The 20379-nt window shown below is 37.9% G+C and carries 17 protein-coding genes and 1 pseudogene; 16 read left to right on the top strand and 2 right to left on the bottom strand.

Annotated elements, in window-relative coordinates; all coding sequences use genetic code 11:
- Positions 1-50: 50 nt before the first annotated feature.
- Entirely contained in the window at positions 51-1184 is a 1134-nt protein-coding gene (locus JG537_RS07245) for an ABC transporter ATP-binding protein (RefSeq protein WP_199544641.1), read from the top strand.
- Between the two features lie 137 nt (positions 1185-1321).
- Here the strand turns inward: JG537_RS07245 and JG537_RS07240 are convergent, their stop codons facing one another.
- Complete coding sequence (locus JG537_RS07240) at positions 1322-2092, bottom strand: DeoR/GlpR family DNA-binding transcription regulator (RefSeq protein ID WP_132868887.1); 771 nt, start codon at positions 2090-2092, stop codon at positions 1322-1324.
- A 298-nt stretch (positions 2093-2390) separates the two neighbouring features.
- On the opposite strand from JG537_RS07240, the gene lacA reads away from it, so the two are divergent.
- From lacA to JG537_RS07175, 13 genes and pseudogenes are all read left to right on the top strand, one after another.
- On the top strand, positions 2391-2816 hold the full coding sequence (gene lacA, locus JG537_RS07235) for a galactose-6-phosphate isomerase subunit LacA (RefSeq protein ID WP_132868886.1): 426 nt from the start codon (positions 2391-2393) through the stop codon (positions 2814-2816).
- A 16-nt stretch (positions 2817-2832) separates the two neighbouring features.
- Positions 2833-3348, top strand: coding sequence for a galactose-6-phosphate isomerase subunit LacB (lacB, locus tag JG537_RS07230; RefSeq protein WP_132868885.1), 516 nt, complete (start codon positions 2833-2835; stop codon positions 3346-3348).
- 11 nt (positions 3349-3359) lie between these two features.
- Entirely contained in the window at positions 3360-4292 is a 933-nt protein-coding gene (locus JG537_RS07225; protein WP_199544639.1) for a tagatose-6-phosphate kinase, read from the top strand.
- Between the two features lie 5 nt (positions 4293-4297).
- Positions 4298-5275 (top strand): tagatose-bisphosphate aldolase, encoded by a 978-nt coding sequence (gene lacD / locus JG537_RS07220; RefSeq protein ID WP_199544638.1) that lies wholly within the window; start codon positions 4298-4300, stop codon positions 5273-5275.
- Positions 5276-5442: 167 nt separating this feature from the next.
- Positions 5443-5754: a PTS lactose/cellobiose transporter subunit IIA gene (locus tag JG537_RS07215; protein ID WP_199544637.1), complete on the top strand. Its 312-nt coding sequence runs from the start codon at positions 5443-5445 to the stop codon at positions 5752-5754.
- 12 nt (positions 5755-5766) lie between these two features.
- Entirely contained in the window at positions 5767-7470 is a 1704-nt protein-coding gene (locus tag JG537_RS07210) for a lactose-specific PTS transporter subunit EIIC (RefSeq protein WP_199544635.1), read from the top strand.
- 11 nt (positions 7471-7481) lie between these two features.
- On the top strand, positions 7482-8888 hold the full coding sequence (gene lacG / locus JG537_RS07205; RefSeq protein ID WP_199544632.1) for a 6-phospho-beta-galactosidase: 1407 nt from the start codon (positions 7482-7484) through the stop codon (positions 8886-8888).
- A 121-nt stretch (positions 8889-9009) separates the two neighbouring features.
- Positions 9010-9906, top strand: coding sequence for an aldose 1-epimerase family protein (locus JG537_RS07200; protein ID WP_199544631.1), 897 nt, complete (start codon positions 9010-9012; stop codon positions 9904-9906).
- Between the two features lie 205 nt (positions 9907-10111).
- Positions 10112-10948, top strand: coding sequence for a PRD domain-containing protein (locus tag JG537_RS07195; protein ID WP_199544630.1), 837 nt, complete (start codon positions 10112-10114; stop codon positions 10946-10948).
- Positions 10949-10958: 10 nt separating this feature from the next.
- Positions 10959-12359, top strand: coding sequence for a 6-phospho-beta-galactosidase (lacG, locus tag JG537_RS07190; RefSeq protein WP_199544622.1), 1401 nt, complete (start codon positions 10959-10961; stop codon positions 12357-12359).
- A gap of 12 nt (positions 12360-12371) precedes the next feature.
- Positions 12372-12683: a PTS sugar transporter subunit IIA gene (locus tag JG537_RS07185; protein ID WP_074965335.1), complete on the top strand. Its 312-nt coding sequence runs from the start codon at positions 12372-12374 to the stop codon at positions 12681-12683.
- An 89-nt stretch (positions 12684-12772) separates the two neighbouring features.
- A complete protein-coding gene (locus JG537_RS07180) occupies positions 12773-14458 on the top strand; it encodes a PTS lactose transporter subunit IIBC (RefSeq protein ID WP_199544621.1) in 1686 nt (561 codons plus the stop codon).
- 55 nt (positions 14459-14513) lie between these two features.
- A pseudogene (locus JG537_RS07175) lies at positions 14514-15945 on the top strand (glycoside hydrolase family 53 protein).
- Between the two features lie 44 nt (positions 15946-15989).
- On the opposite strand, the gene JG537_RS07170 reads toward JG537_RS07175, so the two are convergent.
- Positions 15990-16823, bottom strand: a complete 834-nt coding sequence (locus tag JG537_RS07170; protein ID WP_132868731.1) for an AraC family transcriptional regulator — start codon at positions 16821-16823, stop codon at positions 15990-15992.
- Between the two features lie 107 nt (positions 16824-16930).
- On the opposite strand from JG537_RS07170, the gene JG537_RS07165 reads away from it, so the two are divergent.
- Together JG537_RS07165 and JG537_RS07160 are read left to right on the top strand one after the other, a co-directional pair.
- Entirely contained in the window at positions 16931-19093 is a 2163-nt protein-coding gene (locus tag JG537_RS07165; protein ID WP_199544619.1) for an alpha-galactosidase, read from the top strand.
- 11 nt (positions 19094-19104) lie between these two features.
- On the top strand, positions 19105-20376 hold the full coding sequence (locus JG537_RS07160; RefSeq protein WP_132868729.1) for an extracellular solute-binding protein: 1272 nt from the start codon (positions 19105-19107) through the stop codon (positions 20374-20376).
- The last annotated feature ends 3 nt before the right edge of the window (positions 20377-20379 follow it).

The following is a 20379-nucleotide window of genomic DNA, read 5'->3' as shown; positions in this document are numbered from 1 at the left end:
AAGCGTTATCTTTGTTATAATGAAGCCACATAGATCAAAGGAGTTAAAAAATGGTAGAACTTAATCTTAATCATATTTACAAAAAATACCCAAATGCAAGCCACTATGCTGTTGAAGATTTCGATCTTGACATTAAAGATAAAGAATTTATCGTTTTCGTTGGACCTTCAGGTTGTGGTAAATCAACAACTCTTCGTATGGTAGCTGGTCTTGAAGATATCACAGAAGGTGAACTTAAAATTGATGGTGAAGTTGTTAATGACAAAGCACCAAAAGACCGTGACATCGCCATGGTTTTCCAAAACTATGCCCTTTATCCGCACATGACTGTTTATGATAACATGGCATTTGGTCTAAAACTTAGAAAATACAAAAAAGATGAAATCGATAAACGTGTTCGTGAAGCCGCACAAATTCTTGGCTTGACAGAATTCCTTCAACGTAAACCTGCTGACCTTTCAGGTGGTCAACGTCAACGTGTTGCCATGGGTCGTGCTATCGTGCGTGATGCCAAAGTATTCTTGATGGACGAACCTTTGTCAAACTTGGATGCCAAACTTCGTGTGTCAATGCGTGCTGAAATTGCTAAAATTCACCGTCGTATCGGTTCAACAACAATCTACGTTACTCACGACCAAACAGAAGCCATGACACTTGCTGACCGTATTGTTATCATGAGTTCTACTAAAAACCCTGACGGTTCAGGAACAATCGGTCGCGTTGAACAAATTGGTACACCACAAGAACTTTACAACCGTCCAGCTAACAAATTCGTTGCTGGTTTCATCGGAAGTCCAGCCATGAACTTCTTTGAAGGAACAGTCAAAGATAATACCTTGGTTAGCGACTCAGGTTTCACAATTACTTTGCCAGAAGGTCAAAAGAAATTACTTGAAACTAAAGGTTACAATGGTAAAAAAGTCATCTTCGGTATCCGTCCAGAAGATATCTCAAACAACCCACTTGCTCGTGAAACATACCCAGGAGCAACTCTTGAAGCTGAAGTTACTGTTTCTGAATTGCTCGGTGCTGAAACAATGCTTTACGTTAAAGTAGGTAACACTGAACTTGTTGCTCGTGCGGATGCGCGTGATGTTTACCAACCAGGTTCAAAAGTGGAATTGACATTGAATGTTGCTAAAGGTCACTTCTTTGACCCAGAAACGGAGGCAGCTATTCGCTAATTTAACGCTATCCAAAACAGAACTCTTCTAGAATACAACCCAAAAAGCCTTACGTCTAACGACGTAGGGCTTTTTTGGGTTTTCATCATAAAATAAAGTTACTTACCAAATGATAAGTAACTTTTTATTGTCTAAACTTATTCGTCAGCGACCATGATATCAGTTAATTGACCAAATTTTTCTTTAGCCTCTTCTGAAAGATCTGCATCAGTGACAAGGTGATCAATTTTGCTAATTTGGTAGAAATCATAAAAATCATACTTGTCAAATTTTTCATGGTCAACGAGTAAGAATTTTTTAAAGGCATTATCAAGCGCAATGCGTTGAATTTCGCCTTCGCTTTCGCTGTAAGTAGCGACAGAATCACCAAAGACACCGTTAGCACTGACAAAGGCTTTTGAGAATTTTAGGTTTTGCAAATAATTAGCAGTCAGTGAACCAACAAATGCGCCTGTAATATCGCGATATTCGCCACCGGTTAAGATTAAATCGGTGCTTTTATTTTGGTTCAAAATAGTGAACACAGGCAAACTATTTGTGACAACGCGAATGTTTTTAGCAACAAGTTCGTGAGCAAAATGTTCTAATGTTGTTCCAGGACCAATAAAGATAGTCTCGCCTTCTTGGATTAAAGTGCTTGCAAATTTAGCGATGGCACGTTTTTCTTCGATTTGTAATTCTTGTTTCTCTGTGTTTGATTTTTCGTATTTGGGTTTTACTTTTGGTGTATCAATACTTTGTGCGCCACCATGGATACGAATCAACAAACCTTCTTTGTCTAACTCGTCAAGGTCACGACGAACAGTCATATCAGAAACACCAAGCTCTTTAATGATGTCGTTAACTGTAATAACACCTTTGACGTTGATTTTTTCGAGAATCCACTGAAGGCGTTCTTTTTTCAGCATGTCAATCTCCTTTCTTTTCTTTTTTCCTTGTCACTATCATATCACAAACAAAGAACTAACTCAACAAATAAGAAAAAAAAGAAACATCTTGAAACACTTTTGTAACATAGCTGAAAATTACCGATTTCAAGGCTTTTCTGAAAGGTTTTAAAATGTAAAACAAACACAAAACAACAAACAATTTTAAAAATTATTAAACAAATGTGTTGACAAATGTTTGTTTAGGGTTTATTATATAAACATAAAAAAACGTTTTTAAAAATTATCTAGATAAAAAAGAAAAATTTGAGGTGTTAAAATGACAATTATTCTTGGTTCAGATGCTGCAGGTGAAACTTTAAAAAATATTATTAAGGATTACTTGCTTGAAAATGACTATGACATCAAGGACGTTTCAGATGTTGATAAAGATTTTGTAGACAATACACTTGCAGTTGCAGCAGGTGTCAATACCACTGAAGGTAATCTTGGCATTATGATTGATGCTTATGGTGCTGGAAGTTTTATGACAGCAACTAAGGTCAAAGGTATGATTTGTGCAGAAGTTTCTGATGAACGTTCTGCTTACATGACACGTGCCCACAATAATGCTCGTATGATTACAATGGGGTCAGAAATTGTGGGAGTTGGATTAGCTAAAAATATTGTCAAAGGATTTTTGGAAGGTCATTATGATGGTGGTCGTCACCAAATCCGTGTCGATATGTTGAATAAAATGTGTTAGGAACGAGGAAGATAAAATGAAAATTGCAATTGGATGTGACCATATCGTAACAACAGAAAAAATGGCAGTGTCAGATTTCTTGAAATCAAAAGGTTATGAGGTCATTGATTGTGGAACTTACGATCACACACGTACACACTACCCGATTTTTGGTAAAAAAGTCGGAGAAGCAGTGACAAGTGGACAAGCAGATTTAGGTGTTTGTATTTGCGGTACAGGTGTTGGCATTAACAACTCTGTTAACAAAGTTCCAGGTATTCGTTCAGCTTTGGTTCGTGATATGACAACAGCGATTTATGCTAAAGAAGAGTTAAATGCTAATGTCATCGGTTTTGGTGGTAAAATCACAGGCGAACTTCTCATGGGTGATATTATCGAAGCATTTATCAAAGCTGAATACAAACCAACGGCAGAAAATAAAGCATTGATTGAAAAAATTGCTCAAGTTGAAACAGTTAATGAAGAACAAAGTTCACCAGATTTCTTTGATGAATTTCTTGAAAAATGGAACCGTGGTGAATATCACGATTAGGAGATATTAGGATGATTCTTACAGTAACATTGAATCCGTCAATTGATATCTCTTATCCACTAGATGAATTGAAATTAGATACGGTAAATCGTGTCACTGAAGTTAAAAAAACAGCAGGTGGAAAAGGATTAAATGTCACTCGGGTCCTGTCAGAGATTGGGGATCATGTGACAGCAACTGGTCTTATTGGCGGAAATTTAGGTGATTTTTTGACGCAGCAACTTGATAAAAGTCAGATTAATCACCGTTTTTTCAAGATACATGGTGAAACTCGTAATTGTATTGCGATGTTGCATGAAGGCTTGCAGACAGAAATCTTGGAAGCAGGCCCAATGATTGACCAAGATGAGGCAGATGGTTTTCTTAATCATTTTCGTTACCTTTGCCCGTCTTATGATGTCATCACGATTTCAGGAAGTCTTCCAGTTGGTCTTGAAACGGATTATTATCAAAAAGTTATTGGACTTGCTAATTCGCAAGGCAAAAAAGTGGTGCTAGATTGTTCTGGTGAGGCTCTGGAAGCTGTTTTAACAGGTGATGACAAACCGTTTGTTATCAAGCCAAACACAGAAGAATTATCACAACTTGTTGGAAGAGAAGTGAGCGATGATGTGAATGAATTAAAAGAAATCTTGCAAGCTGATTTATTTGCAGGAATTGATTGGGTGGTTGTTTCACTAGGCAGCAAAGGAGCTTTTGCGAAACACGGTGACCACTATTACCGCGTTACCATTCCAAAAATCGATGTGGTCAATCCTGTTGGTTCTGGTGATTCAACGGTGGCTGGTATTGCGTCAGCGATTATCCATAACCTTTCCGACAAAGACTTCTTACGTCATGCGAATGCCCTTGGTATGTTAAACGCTCAAGAAAAAATGACAGGTCATGTCAATATGACAAATTACGAAAACTTATTTAATCAAATTCAGGTAGAAGAGGTATAAGAAAAATGGTATTAACACAAGAAAAACGCAGATTACTTGAGAAGCTTAGCCGTGATGGCGTGATTTCTGCTTTGGCATTTGACCAACGTGGAGCACTTAAACGCATGATGGCAAACTATCAAACAGAAGAACCAAGTGTTGAACAAATCGAACAATTGAAAGCCTTGGTTTCAGAAGAATTGACACCGTATGCGTCATCTATTCTTCTTGACCCTGAGTATGGTTTGCCAGCAAGTAAGGTTCGTGATGCGAATGCTGGACTTTTGCTTGCTTATGAAAAAACAGGTTATGATGCGACAACGACTAGCCGCTTGCCAGATTGCTTAGTCGAATGGTCTGCTAAACGTCTTAAAGAAGAAGGAGCTGATGCAGTGAAATTCTTGCTTTATTATGACGTTGATGGTGATGAATACGTTAATCTTCAAAAACAAGCTTATATCGAACGCATTGGTGCCGAATGTAAAGCTGAAGATATGCCATTCTTCCTTGAGATTTTGACTTATGATGAAAACATCACTGACAATACAAGCGCAGTATTTGCCAAAGCAAAACCTCACAAAGTTAACGAAGCCATGAAAGTTTTTTCTGACGACCGCTTTGGTATTGATGTGCTCAAGGTTGAAGTCCCTGTCAACATGAAATATGTTGAAGGTTTTGCGGACGGTGAAGTGGTTTACACTAAAGAAGAAGCTGCTAAAGCTTTCAAAGACCAAGAAGCAGCAAGTCATTTGCCATATATCTATCTTAGCGCAGGTGTTTCAGCAAAGCTTTTCCAAGAAACGTTGGTATTTGCGGCTGAATCAGGTGCTAAATTCAACGGTGTCCTTTGCGGACGTGCTACTTGGGCTGGCTCTGTACAAGTGTATATCGAAGAAGGCGAAGCCGCAGCGCGTGAATGGCTAAGAACACAAGGACGCAAGAATATCGAAGAACTCAACGCAGTCCTTACCAAAACAGCCAGCTCATGGAGTGAGAAAGTGTAAGAAGGTGATGAAATTTTACTACTTTATAAAGCGGATCGTAACTATTTGATTAGGCGAAACTGCAAAACAAGAGACTATCAAACACTACAACAATGTAATGGTCTCTTTTTGCACTCCAATATACTTTTAATGACGAAAATTTATAAGAATAGGAAGGAGTTATTAGAATGAATAAAGAAGAAGTAACTATGTTAGGTTTTGAAATTGTAGCACTAGCTGGCGACGCACGTTCAAAAATGCTAGATGCATTAAAACTTGCTGAAGAAAGTAGGTTTGATGAAGCAGAAGAAATGATTGAAGAAGCTAATAAAGTTCTTGTGGCTGCTCATAATAGTCAGACAGACATGTTGGCAAAAGAGGCTTCGGGTGAAGATATTGCTTTGGGGCTGATTATGATGCACGGGCAAGATCATCTTATGACAACGGTCTTACTTAAAGACTTAATTCATCATTTAATTAATATTTATAAAAAAGATTAGGAGAGAAGGCTCATGAATGGCTTGGTTAATCAAATCGAAAAAATGAAACCATTCTTTGAAAAGGTTTCCAGGAACAAATATTTACGGGCAATTAAAGATGGTTTTATTGCGGGTATGCCGATTATAATCTTTTCAAGTATCTTTATGCTTATTGCCTATGTTCCTAATATTTGGGGGTTTTACTGGAGTGATGAAGTGACTGCACTTATTGTTAAGCCCTATAATTATTCAATGGGAATTTTGGGAATGCTAGTAGCTGGAACGACGGCTAAAAATCTAACGGATTCTTTTAACCGTGATCTACCAGCAACAAACCAAATCAATAATATTGCAACATTGATTACAGCAATTGTTGGTTTCCTACTTCTTTCTTCGGATTCTATAGACGGTGGTTTTGGAAGTAGCTATTTAGGAACGTCTGGTTTGCTTTCGGCGTTTGTTGCAGCCTTTATCACTGTTAATGTTTATAATTTCTTTATTAAACGTAATATCACAATAAAAATGCCATCGGAAGTCCCACCGAATATTGCACAAACTTTCAAAGATATTTTCCCTCTTTCAGCAGCTATCCTTATCATGTATGCTATTGATTTAGTGATTCGTCAAGTTGTTGGTATTAACTTTGCACAGGCAGTTATTCAATTATTCCAACCACTATTTACTGCTGCGGATGGTTATCTTGGTATTGCTATTATCTATGGTGCTATGGCAATGTTCTGGTTTATCGGAATCCATGGTCCTTCTATTGTAGAACCAGCAATATCTGCTATTGCACTTATCAACATTGATAAAAACTTGGCACTTCTTGATGCAGGACAACAGGCTACTAATATCATCACACCAGGTTTGCAATATTTTGTAGCAACGATGGGTGGTACTGGTGCAACTTTAGTTGTTCCATATATGTTTATGCTTTTAGCGAAGTCAAAACAAAATAAAGCTATAGGGCGTGCGGCAGTTGTGCCTACTTCCTTTGGTGTTAATGAACCAATTTTGTTTGGTGCACCACTCGTTTTGAACCCAGTATTCTTTGTTCCATTTATTGCTGCACCTATTCTCAATGTTTGGATTTTCAAATTCTTTGTTGAAGTTTTGGGGATGAATAGTTTCTCTTATGTTCTGCCGTGGACGACACCAGGTCCTCTAGGTCTAATTCTAGGAACAGGCTTTGCAGGAATGTCATTTGTTTTAGCAGTAGTTTTGATTGTGGTAGACACTCTTGTTTATTATCCATTCTTTAAAGTATATGACAATCAAATTTTGGCTCAAGAAGCGGCAGCTGATGCTCAAGCAGTATCGGATACTAAAACACAAACAACTGTAGAACCAGTTGTTGAAAAAGCTATAGAAGTGGAAGAAGAACCAGTCGTATCAGAGACGATTCAAACTTCAGATAAGTTTAGCAAGAAAGTTCTTGTTCTTTGTGCTGGTGGTGGTACTAGTGGTTTGCTCTCAAATGCTTTAAACAAGGCTGCGAAAGAATATAATGTTGATATTTCATCAGCGGCGGGAGCTTACGGTGCTCATCAAGATATGTTAAAAGACTATGACTTGGTTATTCTTGCGCCACAAGTTGCTTCAAACTACCAAGATATTAAGAAAGATACAGATCGTCTTGGTATTAAATTGACTAAGACTGAAGGTATGGAATACATCAATTTGACTCGTGATCCGAAAGGTTCTCTTGAGTATGTCATGAAACAATTTGAAGATTAGAAGGTCTTATTATGAAACAGTTACCAGAAAATTTTATTTTAGGAGGAGCTACGGCTGCTTATCAAGCCGAAGGAGCTACCCAAGAAGATGGTAAAGGTCGTGTAGCCTGGGATACCTATTTAGCAAAAGAAGGTCACTATTCTGGTGATCCCGCTAGCGATTTTTATCATAAATATCCTATTGATTTAGAATTATCGGAGCGCTTTGGATTAAACGGTATTCGGATTTCGATTGCTTGGTCACGTATCTTTCCAAAAGGTTTTGGCGAAATTAATCCAAAGGGTGTTGCTTTTTACCATGATTTAATTGCAGAGTGTCACAAGCATCATGTTGAACCATTCGTCACTCTTCATCATTTTGATACACCAGAAGTTTTGTTTGATAATGGAGATTTTTTAAACCGAGAAAACATCGATCATTTCGTCAATTTTGCTAAATTCTGTTTTGAAGAGTATGGAAACGAAGTCAACTATTGGATTACATTTAACGAGATTCTATCCGTAGCTGCGGGACAGTATTTACTTGGCAAGTTTCCACCAAATGAGCGTTTTGAAAATGGCAAGATGGTGCAATCTATGCACAATATGATGGTAGCACATGCGCGTGCTGTTCTTGAATATAAAAAGATGAATTTAAATGGTGAAATTGGCATTATTCACATTTTAGAACAACGCTATCCATATAATCCAGAAGATGAAAGGGATAGATTGGCTGCCAAAAAAGATGATACAATGTCAAATCGCTTCTTGCTAGACAGAACATTCTTGGGAGAATTATCACCAGAAACAGATGAAATTGTAACATCTGTTCTGTCTCAAAATAATAAAACTTACACCGTTTATGATGGAGATCTTGAAGAATTAAAAGCAGCAGCGCCTTTACTTGATTTCTTAGGAATCAACTACTATCAGAGTACCTTTGTTGAGTATTATGAAGGTGAAAACGACATCAACCTTAACGGTACTGGTGAAAAGGGAACATCTTTATATGCTTTCAAAGGTATTGGAGAGTATAAATTTGATATGGATATTCCAAGAACCGACTGGGATTGGCTAATCTATCCGCAGGGACTTTATGATATGATTATGCGCATCGTGCGAGATTATCCGAATTATAAAAAACTTTATATTACGGAGAATGGCATGGGCTATAAAGATGATTTCGTTGATGGAACGATTGATGATCAGCCGCGTATTGAATATATCAAAGGACATTTAGAAGCCGTTGCACAGACTATTGAAGAAGGGGCTAACGTTCAAGGATACTTCCTTTGGTCATTGATGGACGTTTTCTCATGGGCTAACGGCTATAATAAACGCTACGGTTTGTTTTATGTTGATTTTGATACTCAACAACGTTACCCAAAGAAGAGTGCATATTGGTATAAGCAACTATCGGAAACTAGACTAATTAGATAATATCATTAGCATTTTTACATCTAATCTAACTCACTAAAACTTCTTTTATTATTTTGTTTTTACGCGTGATGAGAATGGCAGTTATGAGGCTGTTCATTCTCATTTTATTTAGGAGAAAATAATGGTTATTGAATTAAAAAATGATTTCTTAACAGTTCAGTTTAAGGAATTTGGTGGCGCTTTGTCATCCATAAAAGATAAAGACGGCGTCGAATATTTGTGGCAAGGAAATCCAGAGTATTGGAGTTCACAAGCACCAGTATTATTTCCGATTTGTGGGAGCTTACGTGATGATGAAGCTATTTATCGTCCTAGTAGCCGTCCCCATTTTACAGGTGTGATACCGCGACATGGTTTGGTGCGTAAGAAGACTTTTACTTATGAACCATTATCTGAAAATAGCTTTGCTTTTTCAATCACCCCTGATGCGGAAATGTTGGCCAATTATCCTTATGATTTTGAGTTGAAAATCATTTACACTTTGATTGGAAAGACGATTAAAACAAGTTACCAAGTGACAAATCGAGAGACAGAAAAGGTCATGCCTTACTTTATTGGTGGGCACCCTGGGTTTAATTGCCCATTGCTTGCTGATGAGTGTTATGAAGATTATTATCTCGAATTTGAAAAAGAGGAAACTTGTACTGTTCCAGAATCTTTTCCAGAAACAGGGCTTCTTGATGTGAATAAGCGTACGCCATTTTTAGAAAAGCAAAATATTCTAAATTTGGATTATGCTTTGTTTGCCAAAGATGCCATTACTTTGGATAAATTAGCTTCACGCAGCGTTTCTTTGAAATCTCATAAACATGATAAAGGATTGCGTTTGGATTTTGAAGATTTTCCAAATTTGATTTTATGGTCAACCGTCAATAAGAGCCCTTTTATTGCTCTAGAGCCGTGGAGCGGATTGTCAACGTCGCTTGATGAAAGTGATATTTTAGAAGATAAACGTCAAGTAACCTTTGTGGCGAGTGGGGAAACGAGTAAAAAATCCTTCGATATTACGATTTTTTGAATTTGTTTAAAAATAAACAAAAAAAATCAAAAAAATACAAAGAAAGGGTTTACAAAGTTAAAATTGTGTGTTATATTATAACCGTAGAAATTAATAGAGTGGATTGTAACTAAGACATTAGGCAAGACCGCAAATGACCTAGAAGGGAGGATTCTAGTTTGTTTGTGGTTTTTTATTTGTCTAGGAACCACGTGAGGAGAGTAGAATGTTTCGGATTGTACAAGCGCTCAACAATAATGTCGCTCTGGTAAAAAATGAGCAGGATGAACAAGCCGTTGTCATGGGGCTAGGGATAGTCTTTCAAAAGAAAAAAGGTGATTTAATCACTCCAAGCAAAGTCGAGAAAGTTTTTCTTTTGAAAACAGAGGAATCCAAAGAAAACTTTTTAACCCTTTTGAAAAATATTCCGCTTGATATTCTAACGGTGACTTATAACATGATTGATGATTTGGTAGCCAAATATCATTTTCCTGTTCAGGAATACCTATATGTAACCCTTACCGACCACGTTTATTCGGTATATCAAAAGCTTTTAAAGGGAGCTTATCAGGAAAATCATTTACCAGATATTTCAGCGGCGTATGTTACGGAGTTTCAAATGGGGCAAGAAGCTGTTGCTATTTTAAGTCAAAAGTTGACAGTAACTTTTCCAGATGATGAAGTCGGACGAATGGCTCTGCATTTCATTAATGCCAAAGGTGATTACGAAGTTTCTGATAATAGCAAAGAGGATGCAACTAAAAAAGTGCTAGCTTTGATTGAGAACGAATTGGCTAAAAATAACATCAAGCGGAGTGCAGAAAACAGTAATCTTTACGACCGTTTGATGATTCATTTAACCTACCTCATTAATCGATTGCAGATGAACCAGCAAGACAATGCATCGTTGATTAATTTGGAAGAATATGTGAAATCAGATTATCCGAAAGCCTATCAAATTGGGCAGGCCATTTATGATTTGATTGAACAAGAATTAAAAATAGATTTATCGCGTAGTGAACGTGTTTACCTTGTGATTCACATTCAACGCTTATTGAAATAAGGAGAAAATTATGTATCAATTACCAGAAGATTTTATTTTTGGTGGTGCAACAGCAGCCTACCAAGTTGAAGGAGCTACTAAAGAAGGCGGTAAAGGTCCAGTAGCTTGGGATGATTTCCTAGCTGAACAAGGACGTTTCAGTCCAAATCCAGCCAGCGATTTTTATCACCAATACCCAACAGATATTGAGCTTTGTGAAAAATTTGGTGTTAATGGACTCCGTTTATCGATTGCTTGGAGTCGTATTTTCCCAAATGGTAGAGGTGAGGTTAACCAAGAAGGAGTTGATTTTTACCACAAAGTTTTTGCAGAATGTGAAAAACGTGGAATCACAACTTTTGTAACGCTTCATCATTTTGATACGCCAAAAGTTTTGTTTGATAATGGTGATTTTCTAAACCGTGACACGATTGAGGCTTTTGTTGATTACGCTAAATTCTGTTTTGAAGAATTCACAGAAGTTCGTCACTGGAGTACGTTTAATGAAATCTATCCAGTTGCAACTAACCAATATTTGCTTGGTATTTTCCCACCAGGAATCAAATACGATCTTTCAAAAGTTATCCAATGTTTGCACAATATGATGTATGCACATGCGCGTGTGGTTAATTTGTTCAAAGACGGTGGCTACCAAGGTGAAATTGGTGTGGTTCATTCTCTTGAAACCAAATACCCTGCAACTGATAGTGAAGAAGATAAACATGCCGCTTTCCTAGATGATGCGTTATCAATTCGTTTCTTACTTGATGCAACTTATCTAGGTTATTATTCAAACGAAACAATGAAAGCGCTTAAAGAAATCTGCGCTGCTAACAATGCAAGCTACGAATTTCTTGATAGTGACTTTGAGGAAATGAAAAAAGCTAGTCACCGTAATGACTACCTTGGTATCAATCATTACCAATGTCACTTTGTTAAAGCCTACAATGGTGAAAATGCTATCCATCACAACGGTACAGGTGATAAAGGAACATCAGTTTACAAAGTGAAAGGTATCGGGGAACGTATTTACAAAGAAGGAATTCCAAGAACAGATTGGGACTGGATTATCTATCCTGAAGGTTTGTATGATTTGCTCCTTCGCATTAAAGCGGATTACCCACATTACAACAAAATCTACATCACAGAAAATGGTATGGGGTACAAAGATAACTTTGATGATGGTATCATCATGGACCAACCGCGTATCGATTACTTGAAAGTTTACCTTCAATCACTTGCCAAAGCAATTGATGCTGGGGTTAATGTTAAGGGATATTTCCTATGGTCATTGATGGATTGTTTCTCATGGTCAAATGGCTATAATAAACGCTACGGTTTGTTCTATGTGGATTTTGAAACACAAAAACGTTATCCAAAAGCGTCAGCATATTGGTACAAACACATTAGCAATACAAAAATTGTAGAATAGGGGATTTTGAAAATGGATAAAAAAGAATTACAAATGTTAGGTTTTGAAATTGTGGCTTACTCAGGTGATGCAAGAAGTACACTTCTTCAATTGCTAAAAGAAGTGCGTTCTGGCAACTTTGACAATATCGATAAAGCGCTCAAAGACGCTGATGACAATTTGGCTAAAGCCCACAATGCACAAACTGCTCTGTTAGCCCAAGAAGCAGGCGGTGAAGATTTGGAACTTGGTTTTATCTTCGTTCACGGTCAAGACCACTTGATGACAACTTTGTTGTTGCGTGATATCATTTCGGATTTTATTGAATTATATAAAAATCGTTAATTTTTGAAAAAGAAAGGAAGAAAACCGTGGCTTGGTAATTGTATAATCTCCTCTCATTTGCCAAGCCTAGGTTTTGGGGGAGTTGTATCATGAACAAACTCATTCAACAAATTGAAAAAGGGAAACCTTTTTTTGAAAAAGTGTCTCGAAACATTTATCTAGGTGCCATTCGTGATGGTTTCCTAGCAGCTATGCCAGCTATACTCTTTTCTAGTATCTTCATCTTGATTGCATCTATTCCTGATGTTCTTGGTGTCAAATTACCAGAAGACTTTTCAAACTGGCTCTGGAAAATTTACAACTATTCAATGGGTGTGGTTGCCCTTCTTGTTTCATCAACAACTGCACGTTGCTTAGCTGAATCTGTTAACCGTAAGATGCCTGGCAATAAAAAAATCAATGCTGTATCTGTCATGCTTGCTTCAATCGTCAGCTTCTTGATGTTGAGTGCTGATGAAATCGAAGGTGGTCTTGTTACTGGATACATGGGGACAAAAGGTATCCTAGCAGCCTTTGTAGCAGCTTTCATCACTGTCAATGTTTATAAATTCTGTGTGCTTCGTGACATCACCATCAAGATGCCAAAAGAAGTACCTGGTACTATTTCTCAAACATTCCGTGACATTTTCCCATTCTCATTTGCCGTGTTTGCTGCGGTAATTATTGATACAGTTATCCGTCATTTCTTTGGCACATCATTTGCCGAAGCTGTTATCACGCTTCTTCAACCATTGTTCACAGTAGCTGATGGTTACCTTGGAATTGCCATTATCTGGGGAGCTATGGCATTGTTCTGGTTCGTTGGCGTGCATGGTCCATCAATCGTAGAACCAGCCATTGCGGCTATTATCTATGCTAATGTTGAAACTAACCTTCAATTGTTTAAAGCTGGTGAACATGCTTCAAACGTATTGACTGTTGGTCTTGGTAACTTCGTTGGTACTATGGGTGGTACTGGTGCCACACTTGTTGTGCCATTCTTATTCTTACTATTTGCAAAATCAGAACAATTGAAAGCCGTTGGTAAAGCCTCATTTATTCCAGTCAGCTTTGCGGTAAATGAACCTTTGCTTTTTGCTACACCAATTATTCTTAACCCTTACTTCTTTATTCCATTCCTTTTGGCACCGATTGCCAACGTTTGGATTTTCAAATTCTTCGTTGACGTGCTTAAGATGAACAGCTTTATGTACGTTCTTCCTTGGGCAACTCCAGCTCCAATCGGACTTGTTCTTGGTACAGGTATTAGCCTTCTAGCTGTTGTTCTTGTCTTTGTTCTTATCGCTGTTGATGCGGTTATCTACTTCCCATTCATCAAAGCTTACGACGCATCTCTTCTCGAAGAAGAAGCTGCCAATGCTGCGCAAGAAACTGCCGGAGAAAGTGAAGCTCCTGTTAAACCAGTCAAAGCTGTAGAAGAAGTTGCTGACGCTAAACCAGCTGTAACAGTCACAACTGATAAACCAATTAACGTCTTGGTCCTTTGTGCTGGTGCTGGTACAAGTGCTATGCTTGCCAACGCTCTTACTGAAGGAGCAGCAGCCACAGGTGCAAATATCACAGCTTCAGCTGGTGCTTATGGCTCACACTATGAAATCATGAAAAACTTCGATATGATTATCCTTGCTCCACAAGTTAACTCATTCTACGAAGATATCAAGCAAGATACTGATGCCCTTGGTATCAAACTAGCTGCCACAAAAGGTGCTGAATACATTAAATTAACGCGTGACCCTGAAGGTGCTGTAGCCTTCGTAATGTCTTACTTTAACTAATGATAGTCACCAAAAGCTAGGAATAAGATTATGAAAAAAACTAAAGAAGATTCTCATGACCTGTGCCGCAGTTATTGGTATGTCACTTGTTGGAAATAGCCTTGCTAAAGCTGATGACTTTATCAATGGAGCGGATATTTCCATTCTTGATGAAATGGAACAAAGCAGAGCTATTTACAAAATTAATGGTAAACAACAAGATCCGCTGACCATTTTAAAAGATAATGGTGTCAACTATGTTCGCTTACGCTTCTGGGTTGACCCTGGAAAACAAAATCTTCCCAAAGCTTGGCAGAATCAATCCTTTGAACAATTAAATTCAACAGTGTATTCTTACACAGCTGATGTTCTCAATCAGATGAAAGCAAAAGGTATTTACCCTGATATGGTTCAAATTGGTAACGTATAGCCTTACGGGAAAAGCTGGGGTGGTGTGGAAAGGAATTCACTCGCCTAGCGACTTTCTTAAAATCTGGTGTTCAAGCTGTGAAAGACACGCAGCAAAGCCCCCAAAAATTATGCTTCATTTAGCAGACGGCGCTGACAAATCAGCTTTTCAATGGTGGTTAGACGAAATCACTAAGCAATCCGTTGATTTTGATATTGTCGGTATTTCTTATTACCCATATTGGTACGGTAAATTGGCGGAACTCTCTGAAAATATGGATAATATCAGCGAACGCTACAACAAAAAAGTTGTTGTGGTTGAAACAGCTTATGCCAATACTCTTGACAATCTTGACCAAAAGACAAATGCTGTCACAGCAACAGAAGAAGCAGCAGCTGGTTACAAAGCTAGCCAAGATGGTCAGTAAGAATTTTTGACAGACTTGGTTGATGAGATTAAAGACGTCAAAAACAACAATGGACTTGGTTTCTTCTATTGGGAACCACTCTGGTATAATGGCAACGTCTCATGGGCAACGCAAGCGGGCATGTCATATCTTGGCGTTTCAGATGTGACAGGTAACGAATGGGAAAATCAAGCGGTTTTTGATTTCCAAGGAAATGCTCTACGTGGCATCAAAGCCTTTAATTACTCTAATCTAACGAATCTCCTTCAAAACAATAGCTTTGAATGGGACGGTTATACCGAAAGTCCATCAGCTTGGAACAAATGGACCAATAGTCAAAATGCAGGTATCAAGACAGAAGTTTATGATAATACACGTCATAAAGTCAGCTTCTGGTCAGATAAAGCATTTGAAAGTTCTATTTACCAAACAGTAGGTAATCTCAGTTCAGGTACTTATAAATTAAGTATTGATGCTATGGGTGATACAAGTCTTGAAAATGCAGAACTTTATCTCAAAAACTACGGTGGCAACGAACAAAAAATCTCTCTCAAAGATTCAAATACTTGGAAAACCTATACCATTGACAACATTCAAATCACAAACGGACAGTGTGAAGTTGGCGTTTACGTCAAATTATCTGCCAACAAATGGTTAAACATTGATAACGTCCGACTTGTTAAAGTTGATTAAAAAAAACTCCCCCAAGAACTTAGTTCTGGGGGAGTTTTTTTGTTTTATTTTTTCAGCGCTTTTCGGTAATTGCTTGGGCTTTGTCCGAAATGTTTTTTGAAAGCCTTGCTGAAGGCGAGAGCGTCTGGAAAGCCTACAGCGTTTGCGATTTCTGATATGTGAAAAGTCGTACTGGTAAGCAAATCAGCACTTTTTTCCATGCGGATTTGGATGAGATAATCCTTGAGAGAATAACCTGTTTCTTCTTTGAAAATCTTGTACAAGTAGGAGCGATTTAGATTGAGCTTTTTGGCAATCTCACTGATTTTTAAAGGATTTCCATATTGTGTGTGAATGATTTTTTTAGCTTGCTTGATGTAATTTTGAATCAAAATACTGCTATCAGACATTGCTTTGCTTGGAAATGCTTCTATTAGAAATGCTAGCAATTTGTAAAGTTCAGCAATCAGCTGAAGCTCTGTAATATCGTCGAGTTTTTGGTCACGGAATTGTGTTAATTTGACTAGCTGATCGAGGATTTTAGAGTTGAGCGTTGAATGACAAAAATAGTGTTCAAGAAGTTGTGTTTTATTTAAGATGCTTTCAGCTTTTGAGCCACTAAATCCAACCCAAAGATAAGTCCAAGGGTGCTTGCTATCAGCTTGGTAGAAGGTCACTTTTCCTTTTGGCAAAATGAACATATCACCTGTTTTAAGTTCGGTCGTTGTGCCATCAATTTTGAAAGTTCCCTTGCCATCAACAATGAAATGAAGGACGTAGTTATCCCTAACAGTAGGTCCAAAAGAGTAGTTTTTATCACAAATCTCAGCACCATAATGGTCGACGTTCAGGTCAAAATTATTCGTGTCAAATTCGTTGTAGGTATTTAGAACATTCAAAGTATCAACTCCTTTATAAACAACATTTTACCATATTTGCCCAACATGATACCATTCAAGAGGTAAATAAATGATGGTAAAATTTTAGTAAACAAAGGGGGATTATCATGGGAATTCGCATCGAAGGGAATCTTTTTTACATTCAAAGTAAAGAAATGTCAATGATTATCGAAAATAAAGAAGGTGATTTGCTCCTTCGTCATATTGGAGGCAAAATCGCCAAATATCACGGCTCAAACGCTATTTTGGAGAAGGACCACGCTTTTTCAGGAAATCCAACTCCAGATAACCGCACCTTTAGTTATGATACCCAACGCCAAGTTTTTGGCGTTCACGGGTTCGGAGATTTTCGACAACCATCTCTAAAAATAGCACACACTAACAACGAATTGACACAATTTAAGTTAACATCTAGTGAGATTTTACATGGTGCAAAAGAAGCAACAAGATTACCTAATCCACATACGACAGAAGATGCCGAAACTTTAGTTTTGACACTTGAAGACAAAGTCGCTGCGCTAGAATTAAAACTTTACTACACTGCTTATGCTGATTGCAACACTATTTCAACTCATGCTGAGGTTCGAAATTTATCAGATAAAGCAGTTGTTATCAATCGTGCTTTGTCAACCATGCTTGATGTACCAGCTGGCAATTATGATATGGTTACTTTGCAAGGTGCTTATGCGCGTGAAAAAACGGTTCGTCGTCAAAAAGTTGAACAAGGTATTTTTACGGTTGCTTCAAATCGTGGAGCTTCAGGCCATGCTCAGACACCAGCTATGATTTTGTGTGATAGCACAGCGACAGAAGATGCTGGTAGTGCTCTTGCTTTACAGCTACTTTATAGTGGTAATTTCCAAGCCTTTGTTCAAAAAAATCAATTGAACGAAGTTCGTTTAGGTATCGGAATCAACGATGATAATTTTGCTTGGCAACTATCAGCTGGCGATAGCTTTGAAACACCAGTGGCTTTGATGACCTTTTCAAATCAAGGCCTTGGAAAACTTACTCAAGAAAGTCAATTGTTCATTCAAGATCACATCATGCCAAAACAATTTGCACATGCTGAACGTCCAATTCTCATTAACAATTGGGAAGCGACTTATTTTGATTTTAAAAAAGAAAAATTGCTTGATTTAGCTGACGAAGCAAGCAAACTTGGTATCGAGCTTTTTGTTCTTGATGACGGATGGTTTGGTAATCGATTTGATGATAATCGTGCGCTTGGTGACTGGGTTGTCAACGAAGAAAAAATCGGTGGACCTTTGAATGACTTGATTGCCGAAGTGCATGCCAAAGGTTTGAAATTTGGTTTGTGGTTTGAACCAGAAATGATTTCTGTTGATAGTGACCTTTATCGTGCGCATCCAGATTGGGCTATTCAAGCTGAAGGTCGTGGTCATACTTATTCTCGTAATCAATTGGTGCTCAACCTTGCAAATCCTGATGTCGTAGCCTACATCAAGGCAGCTATTGATAAGATTTTGACAGAAAATGCTATTGATTATGTTAAATGGGATTATAACCGTAACATCACAAATATCGGAAATGGTGATACTTATCTTGCGACCCAAATGCAATCTCATGCTTACATGCTAGGTTTGTATGATTTGGTGTCTTATTTGACAGAAAAGCATAGTAACATTCTCTTTGAATCTTGCTCAGGTGGAGGCGGTCGCAATGACCTTGGCATGATGCGTTACTTCCCACAAGTTTGGGCAAGTGATAATACGGATGCCATTTCTCGTTTGCCAATTCAATATGGTTCAAGCTATCTTTTCCCAACTATTTCAATGGGCTCTCACGTATCAGCAAGTCCTAATCACCAAATGGGACGCACAACACCGATTGAAACACGTGGTAATGTCGCTATGATGGGAAATCTTGGTTATGAACTTGATTTGACAAGCCTACCAGAAAACGACAAAGAAGTGATTGCTGCTCAGGTTGCTCACTACAAAGACATTCGTCCAGTTATTCAATTTGGTAAACATTATCGTCTTATTAATCCAGAACAAGGTTCAAATGAAGCGGCGGTAGAATTTGTTCATGAAGATAAGGTTGTTGTGACTTACGTTCGTACCCTCTCAACGATTGAAACAATTGAAACCACTTTGAAATTGAAAGGTTTGGAAGAAGAATCACTTTATCGTCTGCAAGAAACAGGTCAAGTCTTTTCAGGTGCTGAACTGATGTATGCAGGATTGACAGTCGTTCTTCCTCAAGGAGATTATCTCAGCAAGCAATACTATTTCGTGAAGCAATAAGGAGGTTTCCCATGAAATGGCGTAAACGATTGATAACTGCTAGTGTGGCAGCTTTGGCTGCAGCTGCTGGCTTGATATTAACAGCATGTTCAAAACAAGACAATACTTCAGCTAGTGGCAAAGTGACGATTGAGTATTTTAACCAAAAGACAGAAATGGTTGATACTTTAAAAGAAATGATTAAGGATTTTGAAAAAGAAAATCCAAGTATCCACGTTAAGATGACAAGTGTTCCAAGTGCTGGAACGGTTCTAAAAACACGTATGCTTGCAGGAGATGCCCCAGATGTCATTAACATTTATCCCCAGAATGTTGATTTCAAAGAGTGGGCAAAAGCTGGCTATTTTGAAGATATGACAGGTAAGTCTTATCTTGAGAACATCAAAAATAACTATGCAGAAAACTATGCAGTAAATGGAAAAATTTATAGCGTGCCTTTATCAGCCAATGTTTCAGGAATTTACTTTAATAAGACAAAATTTGATGAATTAGGACTCAAAGTTCCAGAAACTTGGGATGAATTTGAAACTTTGGTAAAACAAATCAAGGCTGACGGTGAAACACCATTTGCGCTTGCTGGTAGTGAAGGGTGGACCTTAAATGGTTATCATCAACTAGCTTATATTAGTGTGGCAGGCAGTGGTGATAAGGCAAATGATTACCTTCGTTTTTCACCGGTCAATTCCATTTCAACAAAGGATAAAGAAGTTAAAGAAGTTTTGACTCGTTTGGATTTGCTTGCTGGTAAAGGCAATCAACAAACTAACTGGGAAGGTGCTTCTTATAATGACTCTGTTGTGGCCTTTGCGACAGAAAAAGCCTTGATGTTGCCGGGTGGTTCATGGGTATTAGCAGCGATTAAACAACAAGATCCTGATTTTGAAATTTCAACATTTGCCTTTCCTGGTGAAAAAACTGGTCAAGAAGTTACAGTTGGAGCGGGAGATTTGGCGCTATCAATTTCATCATCAACAAAGCACAAAAAAGAATGTGAACAGTTCATTTCTTATATGGCTTCAGCTAAAGCTATGCAAAAATATTATGATGTTGATGGTTCACCAGTGTCTGTAGAGGGTGTGGTTGAAGATGACAATTCTCCACTTGCTCCGCTTTATCAGCTAGCCTTTACAGATAAACACTATGTTTGGCTTGGTGAAAATTGGACAAGCGAAGAAGATTTCTTTAGCTTGACAGCAAATTATCTTTTGAATCAAGATGCTAATCAATACGTTAGTGAAATGAATGCCTTTTTCAACCCAATGAAAGCTGACGTAGATAAATAGGAG

Origin of the sequence: Streptococcus vicugnae (assembly GCF_016461705.1) — a bacterium.
GTDB classification, from domain to species: domain Bacteria; phylum Bacillota; class Bacilli; order Lactobacillales; family Streptococcaceae; genus Streptococcus; species Streptococcus vicugnae.
This window is presented reverse-complemented; position numbering and strand designations above follow the sequence as displayed.